Annotated in this window: 12 protein-coding genes; 3 read left to right on the top strand and 9 right to left on the bottom strand. The window is 74.1% G+C overall.

Translation table 11 applies throughout. The features are described from left to right. The first annotated feature begins 68 nt into the window (after positions 1 to 68). A complete protein-coding gene (locus ACFXDE_RS11380; RefSeq protein WP_380493130.1) occupies positions 69 to 872 on the top strand; it encodes an NAD-dependent epimerase/dehydratase family protein in 804 nt (267 codons plus the stop codon). Between the two features lie 68 nt (positions 873 to 940). Here ACFXDE_RS11380 and ACFXDE_RS11375 read toward each other — a convergent pair whose 3' ends face one another. Together ACFXDE_RS11375 and ACFXDE_RS11370 are read right to left on the bottom strand one after the other, a co-directional pair. Next, on the bottom strand, positions 941 to 2,305 hold the full coding sequence (locus ACFXDE_RS11375) for a sugar porter family MFS transporter (RefSeq protein WP_380493128.1): 1,365 nt from the start codon (positions 2,303 to 2,305) through the stop codon (positions 941 to 943). 306 nt (positions 2,306 to 2,611) lie between these two features. Continuing rightward, complete coding sequence (locus tag ACFXDE_RS11370; RefSeq protein ID WP_380493126.1) at positions 2,612 to 3,994, bottom strand: S8 family serine peptidase; 1,383 nt, start codon at positions 3,992 to 3,994, stop codon at positions 2,612 to 2,614. A 681-nt stretch (positions 3,995 to 4,675) separates the two neighbouring features. On the opposite strand from ACFXDE_RS11370, the gene ACFXDE_RS11365 reads away from it, so the two are divergent. Then, on the top strand, positions 4,676 to 6,127 hold the full coding sequence (locus ACFXDE_RS11365; RefSeq protein ID WP_380493124.1) for a purine-cytosine permease family protein: 1,452 nt from the start codon (positions 4,676 to 4,678) through the stop codon (positions 6,125 to 6,127). An 88-nt stretch (positions 6,128 to 6,215) separates the two neighbouring features. On the opposite strand, the gene ACFXDE_RS11360 is transcribed toward ACFXDE_RS11365, so the two are convergent. The 7 genes from ACFXDE_RS11360 to ACFXDE_RS11330 all read right to left on the bottom strand — a co-directional run bounded on the left by ACFXDE_RS11360 (position 6,216) and on the right by ACFXDE_RS11330 (position 17,833). Further along, positions 6,216 to 6,716 carry a LacI family DNA-binding transcriptional regulator gene (locus ACFXDE_RS11360; RefSeq protein ID WP_380493122.1) on the bottom strand — a complete coding sequence of 167 codons (501 nt, stop codon included), beginning with the start codon at positions 6,714 to 6,716 and terminating at the stop codon, positions 6,216 to 6,218. A gap of 123 nt (positions 6,717 to 6,839) precedes the next feature. Then, positions 6,840 to 7,862, bottom strand: coding sequence for a hypothetical protein (locus tag ACFXDE_RS11355; protein WP_380493120.1), 1,023 nt, complete (start codon positions 7,860 to 7,862; stop codon positions 6,840 to 6,842). Positions 7,863 to 8,012: 150 nt separating this feature from the next. After that, positions 8,013 to 8,735, bottom strand: a complete 723-nt coding sequence (locus ACFXDE_RS11350) for a hypothetical protein (protein WP_380437599.1) — start codon at positions 8,733 to 8,735, stop codon at positions 8,013 to 8,015. Positions 8,736 to 8,779: 44 nt separating this feature from the next. Next, positions 8,780 to 9,832, bottom strand: a complete 1,053-nt coding sequence (locus ACFXDE_RS11345; protein ID WP_380493119.1) for a hypothetical protein — start codon at positions 9,830 to 9,832, stop codon at positions 8,780 to 8,782. Beyond that, the gene (locus tag ACFXDE_RS11340; RefSeq protein ID WP_380493118.1) at positions 9,829 to 11,145 is read right to left on the bottom strand and encodes a CHAT domain-containing protein; all 1,317 of its coding nucleotides are present in this window, start codon (positions 11,143 to 11,145) and stop codon (positions 9,829 to 9,831) included. Before ACFXDE_RS11340 ends, ACFXDE_RS11345 begins: the two co-directional genes overlap by 4 nt. A 5-nt stretch (positions 11,146 to 11,150) precedes the next feature. Next, positions 11,151 to 16,946 carry an FxSxx-COOH system tetratricopeptide repeat protein gene (fxsT, locus tag ACFXDE_RS11335; protein WP_380493116.1) on the bottom strand — a complete coding sequence of 1,932 codons (5,796 nt, stop codon included), beginning with the start codon at positions 16,944 to 16,946 and terminating at the stop codon, positions 11,151 to 11,153. Between the two features lie 143 nt (positions 16,947 to 17,089). Then, entirely contained in the window at positions 17,090 to 17,833 is a 744-nt protein-coding gene (locus tag ACFXDE_RS11330; protein ID WP_380493114.1) for an SOS response-associated peptidase, read from the bottom strand. Between the two features lie 264 nt (positions 17,834 to 18,097). On the opposite strand from ACFXDE_RS11330, the gene ACFXDE_RS11325 reads away from it, so the two are divergent. Beyond that, positions 18,098 to 18,604 (top strand): hypothetical protein, encoded by a 507-nt coding sequence (locus ACFXDE_RS11325; RefSeq protein WP_380493112.1) that lies wholly within the window; start codon positions 18,098 to 18,100, stop codon positions 18,602 to 18,604. Positions 18,605 to 18,806 lie beyond the last annotated feature (202 nt).

Below are 18,806 nucleotides of genomic sequence, written 5' to 3'. Positions count from 1 at the left end.
CATTCTTGTGAACTGCCTTCAGCCTTTGTGAGCATGGGGTGCACCCGTCCCCGGTCCAGGGAGTCACCGTGTCCCGCATCCTCGTCACCGGCGCGGCAGGCGCCGTCGGCAGCCTCATCCGCCCCCGGCTCGCCCGCCCCGGCCGCACCCTCCGGCTGCTCGACCTCGTGCCGCTCGACCCCGGCGAGGGCGAGGAGGCCGTCCAGGCCTCCGTCACCGACGCCGACGCGATGCGCGCCGCCTGCGAAGGCGTCGACGCCGTGATCCACCTCGGCGGGATCTCCCTCGAAGCGCCCTGGGAACGGATCCTCGACGTCAACATCCACGGCACCTACACCGTCTTCGAGGCCGCCCGCCGCGCCGGCGTGCCCCGCGTCGTCTTCGCCTCCTCCAACCATGTCGTCGGCTACCGCACGCCCGCCGAGTACCCGCTCACCGCCGACACCCCGCCACTGCCCGACACCTACTACGGCGTCTCCAAGGCGACCGGCGAGGCCCTCGGCGCGCTCTACCACCACCGCTACGGCCTCGACGTCATCTGCGTCCGCATCATGACCTGCTTCGCCGAACCGCCGAACCCCCGCGCCCTCTCCACCTGGCTCTCCCCGGACGACTGTGCCCGCCTGCTGGAGGCCTGCCTGGCCGTCGAGAAGCCCGGCTACCGCATCGTCTACGGCGTCTCGCCGAACACGCGCGGCGGCTGGGTCTCCCTCGACGAGGCCCGCGCGCTCGGCTACGCCCCGGCCGACGACGCCGAGGTCCACGCCGACACCGTCCACGCCGCGCACGGGCGGCCCGCCCACGACGACCCCGTCTTCGCCTACTTGGGCGGGCCCTTCACCTTCCCCGACCTCGACGCCGACCGCTTGTAAGGACCTGCGGCCCCTCGGGGACGAGCAGGATTCAGGCGGGGTTCAGGTGCGCAGGATTCAGGCGGGGTTCAGGCGCGCAGGCCGAGTTCGATCTGCTCCAGGGTGCGGCCCTTCGTCTCCGGCACGAGACGGAGGGTCAGCACCAGCAGGACCGCGTTGACGCCGGCGAACACGTACATCGAGCCGCCGACCCCGAGGTGGTGGCGGTCGGACATGACCGGGTAGCCGGCGGTGACCACGCCGGTCGCCGCCCACAGCACCACCGCCGCGACGCCCGTCCCGGCGCCGCGCGCCTTGAGGGGGAACACCTCCGCCATCATGACCCACACCACCGCGCCCCAGCCCAGCTCGTACCCGGCCAGGTAGAGGACGAGCAGCACGACGGTCAGCGTGCCGAGGGCGGCCTTGTCGTGGACGTGCGTGACGACCCAGCCGGTCAGGCCCAGCGTCACCACCATCACGGCGCTGCCGATCAGCAACAGCGGCTTGCGGCCCCAGCGGTCCACGACGAACACCACCCACGCGGTGAAGGCGAGCTTGGTGATGCCGAGGATGATCGCCGAGAGGAGTGCGGTGTCGGTGGTGAGCCCGAGCGAGACGAGCATCGTCGGGAAGTACGCGTTGATCGCGTTGACGCCGCCGAACTGCTGCCCGACCGCGAGCAGCAGGGCCACCAGCAGCATCGGCCGCACCCAGGGGGCCCACAACTCCCGTACACGGTAGGCGGTCTGCGCGGCATCGAGCCGGATCACCGCGCGGATCGAGGCGAGTTCGGCCTCGATCTCCCCGGCCGGGTGGGTGGCCGCGAGGACGGCCCTGGCCTCGTCCTCCCGGCCGAGGTTGACCAGCCAGCGCGGCGTCTCCGGCAGGAACGCGAGCCCGGCGACGAGGATCACGGCGGGCACCAGCGCGCCCGCGAACATCCAGCGCCACAGGTGGTGCGGCTGGAGCCAGTAGTCGACGAGGAACGCGATCAGGATGCCGCCGACGATGAAGATCTGGTTGAGCGAGCCCATCGCGCCCCGGATCCGCGCCGGCGCGAGCTCGGACAGGTACGTCGGCACGGTGGCCGAGGAGAGCCCGACCCCGAGGCCGAGCACCGTCCGGAAGCCCACCAGCGCACCGAAGTCCGGCGCGAGCGCGCACGCGAGCGTGCCGACGATCACCACGCCGCCGGCCGCCATGATGGTGCGGCGGCGGCCGATCCGCCCGTTGAGCCGCGCGGCCAGGCCCGCGCCGAGCATCGCGCCCGCGGACAGCGAGGCCGTCAGGACGCCCTGCTCGAAGCCGGACAGCTGCCAGGACTTGGCGACCACGACGAGGATGCCCGCGATCACGCCGAGGTCGTAGCCGAAGAGGACGCCGCCGAGTGCGCCGAAGGAGTACAGGAGGACGGGCTTGATCCTGCGGGGAGTGGGGCCGGGCCGGCTCATGGGGGATCGCCTCGTCTCGGGGGTGGCGCGCGGGTGATGGGTGCCGTGCGAGGGAGGTGCCGTGCGAGGGAGGTGCGGTACGGGGAGTGAAGCGGTCGGCGGGGTGGTGGTCAAGACCTCTCGTCCAGATCCGCGAATCCGGAGAGAAGCCGAATGCGGAGTTGTAGGCGGGTATTTGGCGATTGGCCCGTTCAAAGAGCTGAACTGTGAACGGGATTCGGAACGCCGAGGAACACAACGACGGCCCCCGCCCGGTGAGGGCAGGGGCCATCGGAGCGCCGGGGGACGATCGTGTCCTGGAGCGCGTCAGAGGTCGGCGCGGCCGCTGAGGGACTTGACGAACTGGTAGGCGTCGATGGTGCCCCAGCCGGTGGCGAGGTTGTAGCCGGGGCCGGCCGAGTAGCCGGTGACCCCGTGGGCGGAGTTGTCGCCGCTGGTCACGTCCAGGATCCCGTGCGGGTGGTCGGCGTCCTGGCCCTGCGCGAGCGGGTAGAGGCGCGGGCCGAGGGCGCCGAGGCGGGTGCCTGCTGCCTGGTCGGCCAGCGCGGTGACGCCGGCCAGCATCGGGGTGGCCTGGCTGGTGCCGCCGATGACCTCCCAGCCGGTGTGTGCCGGGTCGTAGCTGCTGTAGATCCAGGCGCCACCCTGCGGGGAGGCGCTCATGCTGAGGTCGGGGATGCCCCGGTTGGCACCGGTGGTGGCCGCCACACCGGCCTGGTAGTCGGGACGGGCGAACACCCGGGATATCCCACCGCCGGTGGCGCCGCCGTTTCCGTCGTTCCAGACTTCGTCGGGCGAGAGTCGGGTACCGCTGTCGTCCAGATACATCCTGGTGCCGCCGACGGCGGTGACCAGCGGGTCGGAGGCCGGCCAGCCCACCTCGCGCTGCTGGTAGTAGGTCTTGCCGTCGAGCATCTTGTCGGTGGCGCCGTTGTCGCCGCTCGCGGCCAGCACGGTGGTGTTCTGCGCGGCGGCGGCCTGCAGGCCGTAGCGCAGGTTCTGCAGCAAGTGGTAGTCGCCCGCCCGGCCGGCCTCCTCGGCGAAAGTGTCCTCGGTGGCGCCCAGGCTGAAGCTGATCACGTCACCGCGGCCCTTGGCGGCCAGGTCCTTGATCGCGTCCATCATCTCGGGGAATCCGGAGGTGCCCTCGTTCTCGGAGGTGCCGGTCTCGACCAGCAGGATGTGCGCGCCGGGCGCCACGGCATGGGCGTACTCGACGTCCAAGGTGGTCTCGCCGGCCCAGGCGGTGTGCTCCTTGTTGGTCGGATCGAAGGCCGGCACGTTGCCCCACTTGACCACCTCGACCTGGGTGTCGGGCAGCCCGTACTGGCGGTCGAAGGCCTCCAGGTCGTGCTGGACCGTCGGCGAGCCGAAGGAGTCGACGATGACGATCGTGCGGCCGGTGCCGTCGATGCCCGCGTCGTACAGCGGCTGCAGGTTGTAGGCGGTGCGGTAGTGCAGCGGGCCGTAGCAGTCCGTGCCCGACTGGGCCTGGCAGTCGGCGGTGGAGCTCGGCGCCGTCGCGTCGACCCGGTGCAGGTGCCCGGCACTCGCAGGTATGGGGCGGGCGTGCGCGGTGGGGTGGTGTGCGGCCGTGGCGTTCGGCTGGGCGGAGGGCAGCAGCGTGGTGACCGTGGCGACGGCGGCGGCGCCGAGGGCGGTCAGGGCGGTGCGCTTGGAGGAGGGCATGGGTCATCCCCAGTGGAGGTGTCGGGATTCCGCGCGGTGCAGTGGATGCCGGGTGCGCGGCGCCCGGGCCGGCGGAGGGGTCTGCGGGCCACGGGCGTCGGTCAATGTGATCGCCAGACTGGCAACTTCCGCACCACTGTGAACACCCGTCGATCGGCGGGTGACGAAGCAGCCGGTCGGCGGCTCTCGGTGGTGCCGGGCCGGCGGCTAGGTGTGCCGCCCGTTTCGGCTTGGCGCGTCAGACCATGTCGGTGGCACGGGGCAAGGCCAAGGACGCCGTGCTCGACCAGGACGGCACCCGGCACCTGCGCTACGAACGCACCTACGCCGGCCTGCCGGGTGATCGGCGGCGACCTGGTCGTCCACCAGAAGTCCGACGGCGGCGTGACGTCGGTGAACAGGGCGGTCGCGGCCACCTGGACCGCGGTCAACGTCAACTGACCCGGGCCTGAACCGGGTCGGATCCGAGTTGGGCGGGTCCGACCCGGTTCAGGCCCGACGTGCCTGGCCGCGTGTGGGTGTACGCCGGCCGGGTACGGCGGCGGGGGCGACGGTGCGTTTCGTCAGAACCATTGACTGAATTTTAAGTCAGTCCCTAGGGTGGCGCCGCCCCCCGTGATCACGGAATGCCGGGGTAGTCGACGTGGGCCGCGGACGGCCCCGCACACAGAAGGCCATCACATGGGGAAAATCGCCTCGAACGCCGAGGGCCACGCACGTCCCGCAGGCATCGAACAGCACTCGATCGACTGGGTGCCCCTGGACGAGCGGCACGGCGAACCGTCGAGCATGGGCGCCATCTGGTTCGTGGGCAGCCTCAACCTCACCGGTCTGGCGACCGGAGTCGTCACGCTCTCGATGGGCGCCTCACTCGTCTGGACGGTGATCGCCACCGTGCTGGGCTCGCTCTTCGGTACGTTCTTCATGGCGTTCCACGCGGCCCAGGGACCCCAGTTGGGACTGCCCCAACTCGTGCAGTCGCGGCCGCAGTTCGGCTACCTCGGGGCCGCGCTCACGGTGTGGGTGTTCGCCCTGGTCAACTACGTGGCGTTCAACACCTCGGACGCCCTGCTGTCCGGTCAGGCCATGAACACGCTCTTCGGGATCCCCAACGTGGTCGGCTATCTGATCGCCGCGATGGTCGCGGCCGTGATCGCCCTGTTCGGCTACGACTGGATCCACCGCTTGAACAGGTGGCTGACCTGGCCGTTCGTCGTGGTCACCGTGGCGGTCACGGCGGCGGCGCTGTTCGGAGGAGGTCTGCCGGCCGGCATCTGGCACCCGGGCCCGTTCGAACTCGCCCCGTTCATGCTGGTGTTCGTCTTCGTCGCCGGCTTCCAGCTGGGCTGGGCGCCGTACGTCTCGGACTACTCGCGCTACCTGAGACCCGACGTGTCCGTCCGCAGCACCTTCTGGTGGACCTATCTGCCCAGCGCCGTCTCCGGGGTGTGGGTGTTCGTCCTCGGCGCCGTGGTCTCGGCCGCCGCCCCCGCGGACACGGACCCGGTGACCGCGCTGAAGCTCGCGGCCGACCGGCTGTTCGACGGGTTCGGCACGATCGCGGTCGTGGTGCTGCTGGTCGGGCTGCTCTCCATCATGGCGATCAACCAGTACGGCGGCAGCCTCACCATGATCTCGATCGTCGATTCGTTCCGTCCGGTCCGGCCGACGCGGGCCATCCGGGTGGCGACGATCGGGATCATGCTGGTGGCCGTCGGCGCGGTCTCCACCCTCGTCGGGATCGACCGCTTCAACTGGTTCTTCGCGAACGTGGTGGTCGTGCTGACGTACCTGTTCATCCCCTGGACGGCCATCAACCTGGTCGACTTCTTCTTCGTCCGGCGCGGCCAGTACGTCGTGCGGGAGATCTTCAACCCGCAAGGCATATACGGCCGCTGGGGCTGGCGCGGAAACCTCGCCTACGTGATCGGCCTGGCCTGCATGGCCCCGTTCATGGTGATCACCGGCCTCTACGTCGGGCCTGTCGCGAAGTTCCTCGACGGTGTCGACTACTCGCTCCTGGTCGGCCTGCCGGTGGCCGGCGCTCTCTACTGGACCTTCGCACGGAGCCTCGACCTGGCGACCGAGCGCCGGATGGTCCGGGAGGAGGGGCTGCTGACGGAACTCCACTGAGCGGACCCCCGGCACGTACGGCACGTACAGCACGTCCGAGAAAGGAACGGGCACCCCCTACGGCAACGGCGTCCAGGACGGCCAGTCGTCAGACCAGTGGGGGTGCCGTCGATTCGCGGAGGATCACGCGGCCCTCCACCCGGATCCGGGACGGCTCGGCGGGGCTGTCTCCGTTGAGCCGGGACAGGAGCACCTGCGCGGTGATCATGCCGATCTCGTGCAGGGGGTGGGCGAACGCGGTGACGGGCGGCCGGCAGACCTCGAACCAGTCGGCGTTGCCGAACGCGACGAAGGACAGCCGGCCGGGGACGTCCAGGCCGAGGGCGTCGGCCTCGCGCAGTGCGCCCAGCGCGAGATCGCTGCTGGAAGCGAACACCGCGGTCGGCTCGGGCCGCAATTCCATCAGGCGCCGCAACGCCTCGGCGCCCCACGCCGCCGTGTGCTCGCGCGCCATGACGTACTGCTCGGGAAGCCCGCCCTCGCCCAGGGCGGCGCGGGCGCCGGCGACGCGTTCGCGGGCATTGCTGAACCCGGGGTCGCCGGCGATGACCGCGATGCGTTCATGTCCGAGCGACCGCAGGTGGTCCATCAGGGCTGCCGAGCCGTCGGCCTCGGCGCATTGGATGCTGCCCCGCCTCGGCCGGGGACTTGAAGAACGACGATGGCCCCCACCCGGTGAGGGCAGGGGCCATCGGAGCGGCGGAGGGTGGTACTAGACCGGGCTGCCGGGCTTGCCGGAGTCCTTGGACTTCACCTGGCCCGACCACGGGGTGAGGGAGGAGTAGACGCACAGCGCCTCGCGGTCGTCGAACAGCCACCAGCGGCCCTGGCTCGGGTAGAAGTACCCGATCATTCCGTCCTCGGGGAGGTCGGCGGAGCTCGCCCGGTCCTGGCACATCCGGCGCGCGCTCGCCTCGACGCTCGCGACGCCGGGGTAGGAGCCGTTGCCGGGGAGCGTCACCGAGGCGAAGACCTCCAGTCGGTGCGGCTGGGCGCACGGGACGACCTGGTAGTGGTCCGACCCGCTCCGGTACGTGTGGATGTCGCCGACGGCGCAGTCACCCGCCTGCAGGTACCAGGAGCCGGCCCGCCCCGCGACGACCGGGTGGCCGTCGGCGCCGCGCGTCGGGCCCGACGTCAGGTCGTGGTACGCGAAGGCCATGATGCCGCCGAGCATGGCGACGAAGAGGGTCCAGGTGACGGAGAACATCAGGCCGACGGCGGCGAAGCCGAAGCCGCCCTGCCGGCGGCGGAAGATCCGGCCGAACGAGCCGAGGGCGAGGCCCATCGACACCAGCGACAGCGGCGGGAGGAACCCGATGAGCCCGAGCACGAAGGAGGCGACGGCCATCCCGCTGACCTTGGCCTTCGGCTGCGGGACGAAGGGCGGCGGTACGGGGGCGCCGGGCGCGCCGGGCACGTACGGCGGCCAGGCCTGCTGCCCGGGGACCGGTCCGAACTGCCGTCCGGCGGCGAGGCCGGCGCCGGCCGGGCCGGTCGCGTACGGGTTGGTGGCGTAGGGGTTGGCGTTGACGTCCGGAGCGGCAGCCGAGCCGGTCGCGTACGGGTTGGCGTTGACGTCCGGAGCGGCGGGCTGCGCGGGCACTGCGGCGGCGGGCCGGGCGTCCGCAGGCTCCCGCTCGGCGCTCGGCTTCGGTTCGACGTCGGGGGCCGGTTGGGCGGCCGACGGACCGGTGGCGGGTTCGGCGGACGGGTCGTCAATGGGCCGTGACACGGTGGCTGCTTTCCCCGGGGCGGTTCGGTGGGCGAAGGGCCCGCTCCCGGCGGGCCGCCCGGCGAATATAGCCGATGATCAGACTGCCGCTCACCCGAGATCCTCGGTGGGCGAAGGACCGGCCGAGGGACCGGGCCCCCGAAGGCGTCGTCAGCCCTCGAAGTCGTAGCACTCCCAAGGCACGACGAACGTGCCCGGTGCCACGAAGGCCTCGGGGATCCCGACCAGCCGGAGAAACGATTCTCCGCTGTCGTCCTCCGGCCCGTGCTCCACCTCGACGGCAGGGACGCCGAGGAACCCGCGCTCGAAGTGCAGCTCCGCGCGCACCGGCCGGGCCGGAGGCCGTCCGGTCAGGACGCCGAACACGCCCACGCCGTCCGCGTCCGCGTCCACCACCTCGCGGACCTCGAACCGCCAGTGGTCGGCGGCCAGCGCCAGGAGCCGACGGCCGTCGTCGCGGTGGAGCACCAGGACGTCCCGCCGGGCCCGGACCAGGTCGGCGATGACACAGCACGCCTGGAGGCCGGGCAGGCCCGGGGCGCCGACCCGGCCGAAGTCGGGGTCGGGGAAACGATTCAGCAGCGTCTGGAGCAGGTCCAGCGCGGCTGAGGCGGCCCGCCGGTGGCCGTGTTCGACGACGTCCAGCAGGATCGGCACCGCGAGCTCGGCGGCCGGGTACACCGTGCCCTCGAAGTCGTCGGTGATGGCGCTGTCCAGCAGCCTGGTCATCCCGCGCGAGGCCTGGTTGAGCGTGGTCGCGGCGGCCAGGGCCCGCAGGTTCACCGCCGTGTCGGCGGTGTAGGGGTCCCGGCGGTGCGGGTGCGCCTCCCAGTCGACGGCGTCGATCGCTTCGAAGATCGCTTCCAGGTCCACGCGCGGCATCCTGCCAGACGCCCGGGCCGCCCCCGTACGGGTTTTCAGCGCGAGTGCGACGCCAGGCTCAGCAACAGGTGCGCCGACTCCGGGTGCTGGAAGTCCGAGTGGGCGCCCGCCGGTGCCAGCCGGGTGGCCGGGCCGCCCCGGTACACCGCGCTCGCGTCGACGTTCACGATCGGGTGGTCCAGCACGTCGTGCGGGTACGGCGAACCGGCCGGGCGCAGGAGCGTGGAGAACTGGTGCACCGGCGCCACGCCCGTGCCGGAGTGGCCGATGCCCGGCCGCCCCTCGGCCCGCAGGTGCCAGAAGCCGGTGGCGCGGTCCCAGCGGGAGTGGGTGAGCACGAGCGGCCCACGCAGCGGCGCGGCGTGGGCCGGCCTGCGGTCGGACTCGGGGAACAGCCGCGGGAACAGCCGGGAGAAGGCGTCGCGGGGCGCGGCCATCTGGAAGACCAGCGCGCTGTCCACGGTGAACGGCCGCGCCGGATCGCCCGGCCGGCTCCAGCTCAGGACCCGGGGCCCGGCGGGCCGCTCGGCCGCGTGCTGGACGGCCTCGCACAGGAACCGCCCGCCGAAGGAGTGCCCGACCAGGTGCAGGTACTGGCCGTTGCGGTTGGCCAGCACGGCGGGGTCGGCCGGGTGGCCGCGGTCGGCGTCGAGGTAGCCGAGCAGGTGGCCGAGCACGTACCCGGCCTGGCCGCGGCCGGGCGCGCTCATCGCGTGCGCCCGTTCACGGACGCGGCGGTACCCGCCGAGCGAGGGCAGGCTCGACGACGGCCAGCGCACCACGACGCACCACGGCCGGTACCCGCGCTCCAGGCCCGGGTACGCGCCCGGGCGGCCCCGGTGCAGGTCGGCGGCGCGCGAGAGCAGCGCCGTGGCCGCGCGGTCCGCCGCGGCGGGACTGGTCTGCCAGCCGTGGACGTACACGTAGATGTCGGTGGCCCGCTCCGGCACGCGCACGTGCCGGGCGAGGTGCTCGGCGACGCGCGCCTCGGGCACCGGGGTCCGGGTGCCGGGGACGAGCAGCCGACCGTCCTCGTCGAGGTCCACGGTGACGGGCCGGACGGACGGCGGGGGCGGGCGGCGGGTCACGGCGTGAGCTCCAGGATGCTGTCGATGCCGCAGTGCAGGGAGTAGGTGAGCGCGAGCGGGTTGCCGTGCTCGCGGGCGAAGCGCCTGACGAGGGTCTGGGTGATCTCGCCCGCCGTCAGCCCGCCGGTCAGGTAGAGGTCGAGGAAGGCGAACGCGTACTCGGCGGCGAACACCTGCGGGATCTCGATCTGCGGCCCGAGCACGCCCTCCGCCCCGAGGTCGACCAACGCCCGCCCCAGGTGTTCGAGTTCGCCTTCCGCGGACTGCCCGGTGTGGCAGGCGTTCAGGAGGACGAAGGGCCGGAACATCGCCTCCGGCGCGTCCAGGTGCCGGCGCCGGTGGCGGCGCACGAGGTCGGCGTCGATGTGCCGGTCGTCGGAGAGGCGGACGGCGAGCTGCTTGAAGGCGGAGCCGTCGGCGACGAACTGGCCGTGGCACCAGAAGTACATGACGTCCTCGTCCAGCACCGCGCGCGACAGGGCGTCGAGCAGGCCGCGGGACTCGGTGCGGACGGTGAGGTGCGAGCGGTCCTCCAGCAGCTTGCGGACCTCGGGGGCGCGGCCGATGGATTCCAGGGTGTCGTCGGTGTTGAGGCTGGTGACCGGCCGGGGCCGGGCCGGGTGGGGCGGCTGGATCGGCGGGTAGGCGGCGCCGGTCTGCTCGATCTGGTGCCGGTGGCCGAGGAAGTCCGCCCACGGGTCCGGGCGGCCGTCGGGGCCCGGTCCGCCGTCGACGGCGAGCATCGGCCACGGCAGGTGCAGGTCGGAGTCGAAGCTGATCCGGAGCGGGCCGTGCTCGGTGAGCGTCCGGTTGAGGTACTCCCGGAAGACGGTCAGCTCCCGGCCGGGCCCGTCGAGCATCGTCTCCAGGAAGTACCGTCCCTCCTCGGCGAGTTCGGCCGCCCGGCCCTCGGCGACGGGGCGCAGGTGGGACACGTCGACGGCGGAGGCGAACGGGTAGTCGTCGGGCATCCCGAAGTCGTCGACCGTCGCGTAGCGGACCAGCTGGTCGCGCCAGGTCGTGCGCAGCCGGGCCGCCCTGGCGAGGAGCTTCGTGCCCGTGACGGCGAGCTCCGCGCGGTGCGGGCGGGTGCGCGGGGTGCGCTCGCCGGGCCGGAACGCGTGGATGTCCAGGGTGTCGTCGCGCCGGCGGCGCAGCGAGACGATGAGGTCGAGCGGGAGCGGGTCCTCGGCGTCCTCGGGGTTCCTGGCGTCCCTGGCGTCCTCGGCTTCTCGCGGACTGCGCTGGCGGGGGAGCCGGGTGAAGTTCGCGGAGGGGTTCTGCCGGATCTCGACGAGGAGCTCCTGGGGCACGTGCGTCACTCCTGCGTGGACTGGGGATCGGGGAGGCTGCGGACGGGACCGGGCAGCGGCACGTCCACGACGGCGGTGAGGTCCTGGAGGGCGGCGCCGTGGCCCGCGTCGTACACGGTGATCCGCACCCGGTGCCGCCCCGGCACGGCGGGCGTCAGCGCCAGTACGGCCGGTTCGCGGCCGGGCGCGTAGGCGGCGACCGGCGGTTCGAGCGCGGCGTCCGAGGCGACGGCGGCGACGAGCCGCAGGTCCGGCAGCTCGCGGGGGTCGGCGCCGGGCGCGTCCGGCTCCAGCCGCAGTTCGAGCCGCACGGTGGTGCCGGGCGCGGGCTCGTCGAGCAGCGTGAGCCGGGGGCGCCAGGCGCTGCGGGACACCGTCACGGCCGTCCGCCGGGCCCGTCGTGCGGGGAGCGGCAGGTCGGGCACGGCGGTGAGGGCGGGAGGCTCCGCCGAACCGTGCAGCCTCGCCCGGGTCTCGACGGCCAGCGGGTGTTCGGGGCCCATGACGGCCTCCCGCCCGGCCCGGACGGCGTCGAGCAGCTCCTGCGCGGCCTCCGGCCGGCCCGCCCCGGCGAGGGCTCGGGCGAGGCCGACGGCGAGGGTGGGGTAGTGGCCGACCACGCGGGGCCGCTCGGCCCCGACGGACAGGGCCCGCTCGTCGAGCCGCCGGTGCCCGTCGGTCAGCAGGGTGACGGCGCTCCGGCTGTCGGGCGGCAGGAGGTCCGCGACGACGCCCGCGTAGACGCGGACGGCCCCGGCGTGGTCCCCGGCGCGGAGACGGGCGTACGCGAGGCTCTGGCGGATGCTCAGGGTGCCCGGGTGGCGGGGGCCGTGCGCCTCGGTGGCTTCCTCGGCGAGTTCCTCCAGGAGGACGACGGCGCGCAGCGGGCGGGGGCCGTTGGCGAGGACGAGGCCCTGGATCTCGCGGGCCAGGAGGGCGCGGGGGTCGGTCGGGTCCAGGGTCTCGCGCGTGCGGGCGACGAGCTCCGCCGCCAGGAGCGTGGCGGCCTCCTGGTCGCCGGTCGCCCGGTGCGCGAGCGCGAGGTTGCCCTCCGTCGCGAGGACCATCGGATGGGCGGCGCCGAGGTGCCGGGCCGCGTCGGCGGCCAGGGCGGTGTAGTCGGCCACGGCGGCTTCAGCGCTACCGGCGAAACCGGCGAAACCGGCGTAACCGGCCAGGAGCCGGGCGTCGGCGAGGTCGCGGCGCGTCATCAGCACCTGGAGGCTGCCCTCGCCGAGGGCCAGGGTCGCCGCGTCGAGGACGTCCTCGTAGCAGGCGACGGCTTCGGCGTAGCGCCCGGCGTCGCAGTGGTTGAGCGCGATGCTGTCCCAGGCGTCGAGCGTGAGGGGGTGCCCGGCGCCGAGGGCGCGGACGCGGCCGGACCTGACGTGCTCGAAGACGGCGGCGGCGCGGTCGTGCTGCCAGGCGCGGCGGAGTCCGTGGCCGAGCGACTCGGTGGCGGCGAGGGCGTCCGGGTGGTCGGGGCCGAGGACGCGGGCGTGCGCGGCGACGACGGCCTCGCGTTCGGCGATCGCCGCCCGCTTGCGGCCGGCCAGGTTGAGGGCCTGGGCGAGGCCGCGGCGCTCGTCGAGGGTGTCGGGGTGGTCGGGGCCCTGGATCCGGGTCCGGTCGGCGACCAGCGCCTCGTACAGCTCGACGGCCCGGTCGGCCTCGCCGAGTTCGCGCCGGGTCCGGGCGATCGCGCGGCGCAGGTCGAGGGTGGCGGGGTGCTCGGGGCCCTGGATCCGCAGCCGATCGGCGAGCAGCGCTTCCCGGTCGTCCAGGGCCTGACGGATCATCCCCGCCTCGTGGCGGGCGAAGGCGAGGTTGGCGCGCTCGGTCAGCGTGGCCGGGTGGTCCGGGCCTTGGACGCGGATGCGGTCCTGGAGCAGCTCCTCGATGAGCCTGGCGGCGAGGTGCCGGTCGCCCGCTGCCTGGTGCGTCGAGGCGAGCAGGTACCGGGTACCGAGCGTGCTCGCGTGGTCCGGCCCGTCGAGGCGCAGCCGGTCGGCGAGCAGGGCCTCGCACAGCTCCGTCGCCCGCCCGAAGTCGTTCGTCACCCGGTATTCGACCGCGAGCCACCACCGGTCGCCGAGCGCCCCCGGGTGGTCGGCACCGAGGACGCGGGCCCGGTCGGACGCCAGCGACTCGAAGAGGGCGATCGCGCGCCGGTGGTCGCCGGCCTCCTGGACGAACCAGGCCAGGGTGAACCGGGCGCCGAAGGTGTCCGGGTGGTCCGGGCCCACGAGCCGGGTCCGGGCCGCGACGAGCTCCTCCGCGATGTCCCGGGCACGGCGGTGGCTCCGTGCGGCGGAGCAGGCCCAGGCCAGGCCGGAGCGGGCCTGGAGCGTTTCATGGTGGTCGGGGCCGTGGATCCGGGCGTTGTCGGTGACGAGGACGTCGAAGAGTTCGAGGGCGCGGGCGTGGTCGTCGGCGAGGCGGTGCGCCGTGGCCTGCCACCAGCGATTGGTGAGCGTTTCGTGGTGGTCGGGGCCGTGGATCCGGGTGCTGTCGGCGACCAGGGCCTCGAAGAGTTCGAGCGAGCGGGCGTGGTCGACGGCCACCTGGTGTGCGTGGGCCTGCCACCAGCGGATGCCGAGCGTGGTGGGGTGGTCGGCGCCGAGGACGCGGGTGCCGATGGTGACCAGCGTCGGGTAGAGGGCGAGCGCGCGGTGGTGCTCGCTCGTGACCGTCAGGCAGCGGGCGAGGGCCAGGAGGTCGCCCAGGGTGGCGGGGTGCTGCGGGCCCTCGACGCGCGCCCGGTCGGCGGCCAGCTCCTCGTACAGCCTGACGGCCGTGCGGGGGTCGTCGGTGTCCCGGTGTGTCGCGGCGAGCCAGTGCCGGGCGTCCAGGGTGTCGGGGTGGTCGGGGCCCAGCACGCGGGTGCGGTCGGCCACCAGCCCGGTGTAGACCGCCAGAGCGCTGCGGTGGTCACCCACGCGCTGGTGTGCGGTGGCCAGCCAGTAGAGGCTGTCGAGGGTGTCGGGGTGGTCCGGCCCCTGGATGCGGGCCGCGTCGGCCGCGAGCGCCGTGAGCAACGCGAGCGCGTGACGGTGGTCCCCCGCCTCCCCGTGGGCCAGCGCCTGCCAGCGGCGGGCACCGAGGGTGTCGGGGTGGTCCGCCCCCTGGACCCGGGTGCGGTCCTCGACCAGAGCGTCGCACAGGTCGGCCCTGCGCCGGTGGTCGCCGGCGGCGCCGCAGGCCTGCGCGAGGCCCAGGCGGGCGTTGAACGTCTCCCCGTGGTCCGGGCCGTGGACGCGGGCGTGCTCCTCGACCAGCCGCTCCCACTCCGCGAGCGCCGCCCGCGGACGACCGGCGGCCTGCAACGCCCAGGCGAGGCGGTGGCGTTCGGCGAGGGTGTGCGGGTGGTCCGGGCCGTGGAGCCGGATGCGGTCGGCCACCAGCCGCTCCCGCTCCGGCAGTTCCTGCGCGGCCGGCCCGGCGAGGCGCAGCGCGAACGCGAGGTCGCCGCGCTCCTCCAGGACGTCCGGGTGGTCCGGCCCCTGGACACGCTCGCGGTCCTGCACCAGCGCGCGGTGGAGCTCGACCGCCCGCCGGTAGCGGCCCGCCTCGCGGTGCGCGCGGGCGAGGCCGGTGCGGGCGGCGAGCGTCTCGGGGTGGTCGGGGCCGAGGGAGCGGCCGTAGTCGGCGACGGCCTCCGTGTACTCCGCGAGGGCCGCGGCCGGGCTGCCCGCGTCGCTGCGCGCGAGGGCGAGGCGGCAGCGGGCGGCGAGCGTCTGCGGGTGGTCCGGGCCCTGGACGCGCGTGCGGTCGCGCACGACCGCCTCGTAGCCGGCCACCGCCGCCGGGTGGTCGCCGGCGACGGCGTGCGCGGCGGACAGCCAGCCGCGGCTCGTCAGCGTGTCGGGGTGGTCCGGGCCCAGCACGCGGGTGCGGTCGGCCACCGCCTCCTCGTACAGGGCGACGGCCAACCGGTGCTCGCCCGCCGTCAATTGGGCGAAGGCCAGGCCGATCCGGCGGGTCAGGGTGTCCGGGTGGTCGGGGCCGAGGACGCGGGCGGCGTCGGCCAGCACGCGCTCGAACTCGGCCACCGCCTCCGCGTGCCGCCCGGCCACCTGCAGCGCGTACGCGAGGCCCGCCCGGCTGGACAGGGTGTCCGGGTGGTCGGCGCCGAGCACCCTGGTCCGGTCCGCCACGACCGAGCCGAACTCCTCGACGGCCAGCGCGTGCTGGCCCGACCGCCGGTACGCGTGGCCGAGCGTGTTGCGGTCGCCGAGCACCGCCGGGTCGTCCGGGCCGAGCAGGTGCAGGCGGTCCGCGATGACGGACCGCGTCAGCGCGATGGCCCGGGCCGGATCGCCGGTGCGCGCGTGCAGCTCGGCGAGCCGGCCGCGGGTGGCGACCGTGTCCGGGTGGTAGGTGCCCAGCAGCCGGGCCTGGCCGTCCGCCAGTGCCGTCACCAGCGGGAGCGCGAACACCCGCTGCGCCTTGTCGGTGAACTCCTCCGCCGCCAAGCGGTAGAGAGCGACCGTCCGCGCCGTCGGCCGCTCGGACGGGCCGGTGGCGGCCAGCTCGCGGATGTGCGGCAGCAGCGCCCGGCGGATCCGCGGGTCGGACGCCGGCCACAGCCGCGCCGCCGCCTCGGCGAGCTGCTGCTCGGCGCGCTCGCGCATCCGCCGCCCGCCGTCCGCGGTGCGCAGCACGCTCTGCAGCAGCCGGTGCACGGCGACCGTGGACGTGCCGAGGGTGATCAGGTTGTAGTCGGCGAGCAGCCGGAGCCCGGCCGCGACCTCGTCCGGCCGGCGCGCACCGAACGGCACCAGGGCCTCGCGCGGCAGCGCCTCGGGGGCGTACCAGGCGAGGGTGCGCAGCAGCTCGACGGCGAACGGCGCGGTGGTCTGGACGGTGTGCAGCGTCGTCTGCCACAGCCGCGCGACCGTCTCGACGGTGGACGGACGGGTGCCCGTGCTGGGGCCGGTGGAGCGCAGCAGGCGGCGGCGGTAGGCCGCGAACGTGGTGCGGGTCTGCTGGACGAACGCCCCGGCCTGGGCGAGGGCGAGCGGCAGGTGGCCGAGCTCGTCGGCGAGCGAGCGGGCCTCGGCCTGCTCGTCGGCGTCCACGGCGCTGCCCGGGTAGGCGGTGTCGCACAGCAGCCGGGCGGCCTCGGGCCCGTCGAGCACGTCGATCCGCACCCGCCGGATGCCCGGGTGCCAGCCGCTCGCGCGCCGGCTGGTGACGAGCTGGTGGCCGCAGCCGAGGAGGCGGCCGAGGTAGGGGGTGAGGTGGAGCGGGTCCTCGGCGTTGTCGAACACGAGCAGCCAGCGGTCGTGCGCGCGCAGCCAGGCCAGCGCCCACTCGACCTGCTGGCCCGGGGTGGCGGTGAGCGCCCACGACGGGTACAGCTGGACGGCGAGGTCCGCGAAGGCCTCGGCGAGCTGCTCCTCGGACTCGGCGGTGATCCACCAGATCAGCCGGTAGTGGTCGGCGTGGGCGTAGGCGTAGTGCAGGGCGAGCGTGGTCTTCCCGACGCCGCCGAGGCCGTGGAGCGTGGTGGCCTGGGTGACGAGCCCGCTGCCGTCGCCGTCCGCGAGCGCCTCGCCGATGGCCTGGAGCGCGGCGTCCCGCCCGACGAAGCCGCCGCCGGAGCGCGGCGGGAGGTTGTGCCAGGGCGGGGTGGCCTCGACGCTGAGCGCGGCCCGCGCGGCGGCGGGCGGCAGGACGACGCTGCGCTGCTCGGTGTGCGGGTTGACGGCGGTGGTGGAGGGCGCGGACGGGCGGCGGCGCTGCTCGAACGCGTCGTGGTCGGGCAGGCCGCCCTCGGGCCGGGCGTGCGTCGTCATCGACGTGATCACCGTGCTGCCCACCCCCCGTTGACGCTTGCTCGCCAACCGTAACGGGAGATCAGCGGGCTGTCAGCGGATTTGGGCAGGTGGGTGATGCGCCGTCAGGCCCTACCGTCAGGCCCCACCGTCACTCCGCACCGTCAGTCCGCCAGTCCCAGTGGGTCCTCGGCGCCGTCGAGCAGTTCCGGGCCGTTGGAGCGCACGCTGTTGACGGCCGTCGACACGGCCCGCACGCGCAGGGCGCCGTCGGCGGGGCGGCGCAGCAGGTGGTGCAGCTCGGTGGCGTCGGTGACGTCCGGGGCGAGCCAGGTGGGCACGTCGTCCGGGGCGATGGTGAGCGGCATGCGGTCGTGGACGCGGCCGGCGGTGTCCGTCGCGTCGGTGGTGATGATGGTCGCGGTGGCGAGCCAGGCGGCGGGGTCGTCCTCGGCGAGGGTGCGGTCGCGCCAGAACTCGTACAGCCCGGCCATCAGCATCACCGAGCCGGTGCTGAGGAAGTACGGCTGCTTGAACTTCCTGCGGTCGGCCTCCGCCGGGACCTCGCGCCACTCGAAGTAGCCGTCCGCCGGGATCACGCACCGCCGGGCGGTGAAGGCCTTGCGGAAGGCGGGCTTCTCGTGGACGGTCTCCGAGCGCGCGTTGATCATGCGGGCGCCGCCGGAGGCGTCCTTGGACCAGGACGGGACGAGGCCCCACCGCAGCGGCCGGAACTGCCGCAGCAGCTCGCCGGTCTCGCGGTCGACCCGTTCGAGCACCGCCGGGACGGGGTCGGTCGGGGCGACGTTCCAGCTCGGGGCGAGGGCCTCGGCGGGGTCCCAGCGGAGCTCGCCGAGCAGGCCGACGAGGTCCTGGGGCGTGGTGGTGGAGACGAAACGGCCGCGCATGCTCCCCACCCTGCCACTCCCGACCGACAAACGCCCTCACCTCCCACCCGCTTCAGGCGGCGACCGTGGCCATGACCTCCGCGGAGGCGTCGAACGGCGCGGTGCGCCCGGCAGCGGCGAACGCCGGTCGGGGATCTGCCCCCGGTGGTCCGTGCGGTCGAATCTGCCGGTGGGTCGTGCCGGGACGTTCCGGGCGACGGCAGGGCCGAGGTTATGAATGAGCCGCCCGACCCCTCATGAACACCGACTTCAGGAGCCACACGAATGCGCCCTGTGAGAACGGCCTGCCTCGGCACGGCCGCCGCGCTGGTCACCCTCCTCGCCTCCGCCCCCGTCGCGACGGCCGCGACGAACACCGAATCGCCCGCCCCCCAGGCCCGTGACCGGGTCATCACCCTCATCGGCCGCCTCGCCCAGCAGTCGTTCTTCCCCGTCAACCCCGGCGGCGCCCCCGCCCAGGGCGACCGGACCGTCTTCCGCTCGGTGCTCTCCGATCTGGACGGCAACCAGGTCGGCGAGACCGGCGGCACCTGCACCACCACCCGCACCGACAACGGTGGCGCCGAGGAGTGCACCGTGACCTACACCCTCCCCGGTGGCCAGATCACCGCCCAGGGGATGGTCTTCGGCAACCTCAACCCGGGCGCGCCGCCTTCGTTCGACAACGCGATCACCGGCGGCACCGGGGACTTCGACCGCGCCCGTGGCTCGATCCACGCGGACACGGTCGCTCCCGGTACGAGGCGCTTCATGATCGACCTCGACCGCTGAACCTCCTTCCCCGCCCGCGGCCGCATCACCGGCATCAGCGAGATGCCGACCGGTGATGCGGCCGCGGGCGGTCGGGCGTATAGGGACGCGTGGGGGTTGGGTGTAGGGGGGGGCGGCCAGCCAACCCCCCCCCCCGCAGGGTGCAGGCGCGGGCCGGGTGGGTGCCCTTGCCCCCCCCCCGCGGGGGGTACCCCCCCCCGAA

The organism is Kitasatospora sp. NPDC059408 (assembly GCF_042751525.1).
Lineage (GTDB): Bacteria > Actinomycetota > Actinomycetes > Streptomycetales > Streptomycetaceae > Kitasatospora.
This window is presented reverse-complemented; position numbering and strand designations above follow the sequence as displayed.

Excerpts from the sequence above, each read along its gene's own strand:
- ACFXDE_RS11375 (WP_380493128.1), bottom strand. The coding sequence starts at position 2,305 with ATGAGCCGGCCCGGCCCCACTCCCCGCAGGATCAAGCCCGTCCTCCTG.
- ACFXDE_RS11370 (WP_380493126.1), bottom strand. The coding sequence starts at position 3,994 with ATGCCCTCCTCCAAGCGCACCGCCCTGACCGCCCTCGGCGCCGCCGCC.
- ACFXDE_RS11365 (WP_380493124.1), top strand. The coding sequence starts at position 4,676 with ATGGGGAAAATCGCCTCGAACGCCGAGGGCCACGCACGTCCCGCAGGC.
- ACFXDE_RS11360 (WP_380493122.1), bottom strand. The coding sequence starts at position 6,716 with ATGGACCACCTGCGGTCGCTCGGACATGAACGCATCGCGGTCATCGCC.
- fxsT (WP_380493116.1), bottom strand. The coding sequence starts at position 16,946 with ATGACGACGCACGCCCGGCCCGAGGGCGGCCTGCCCGACCACGACGCG.
- ACFXDE_RS11330 (WP_380493114.1), bottom strand. The coding sequence starts at position 17,833 with ATGCGCGGCCGTTTCGTCTCCACCACCACGCCCCAGGACCTCGTCGGC.
- ACFXDE_RS11325 (WP_380493112.1), top strand. The coding sequence starts at position 18,098 with ATGCGCCCTGTGAGAACGGCCTGCCTCGGCACGGCCGCCGCGCTGGTC.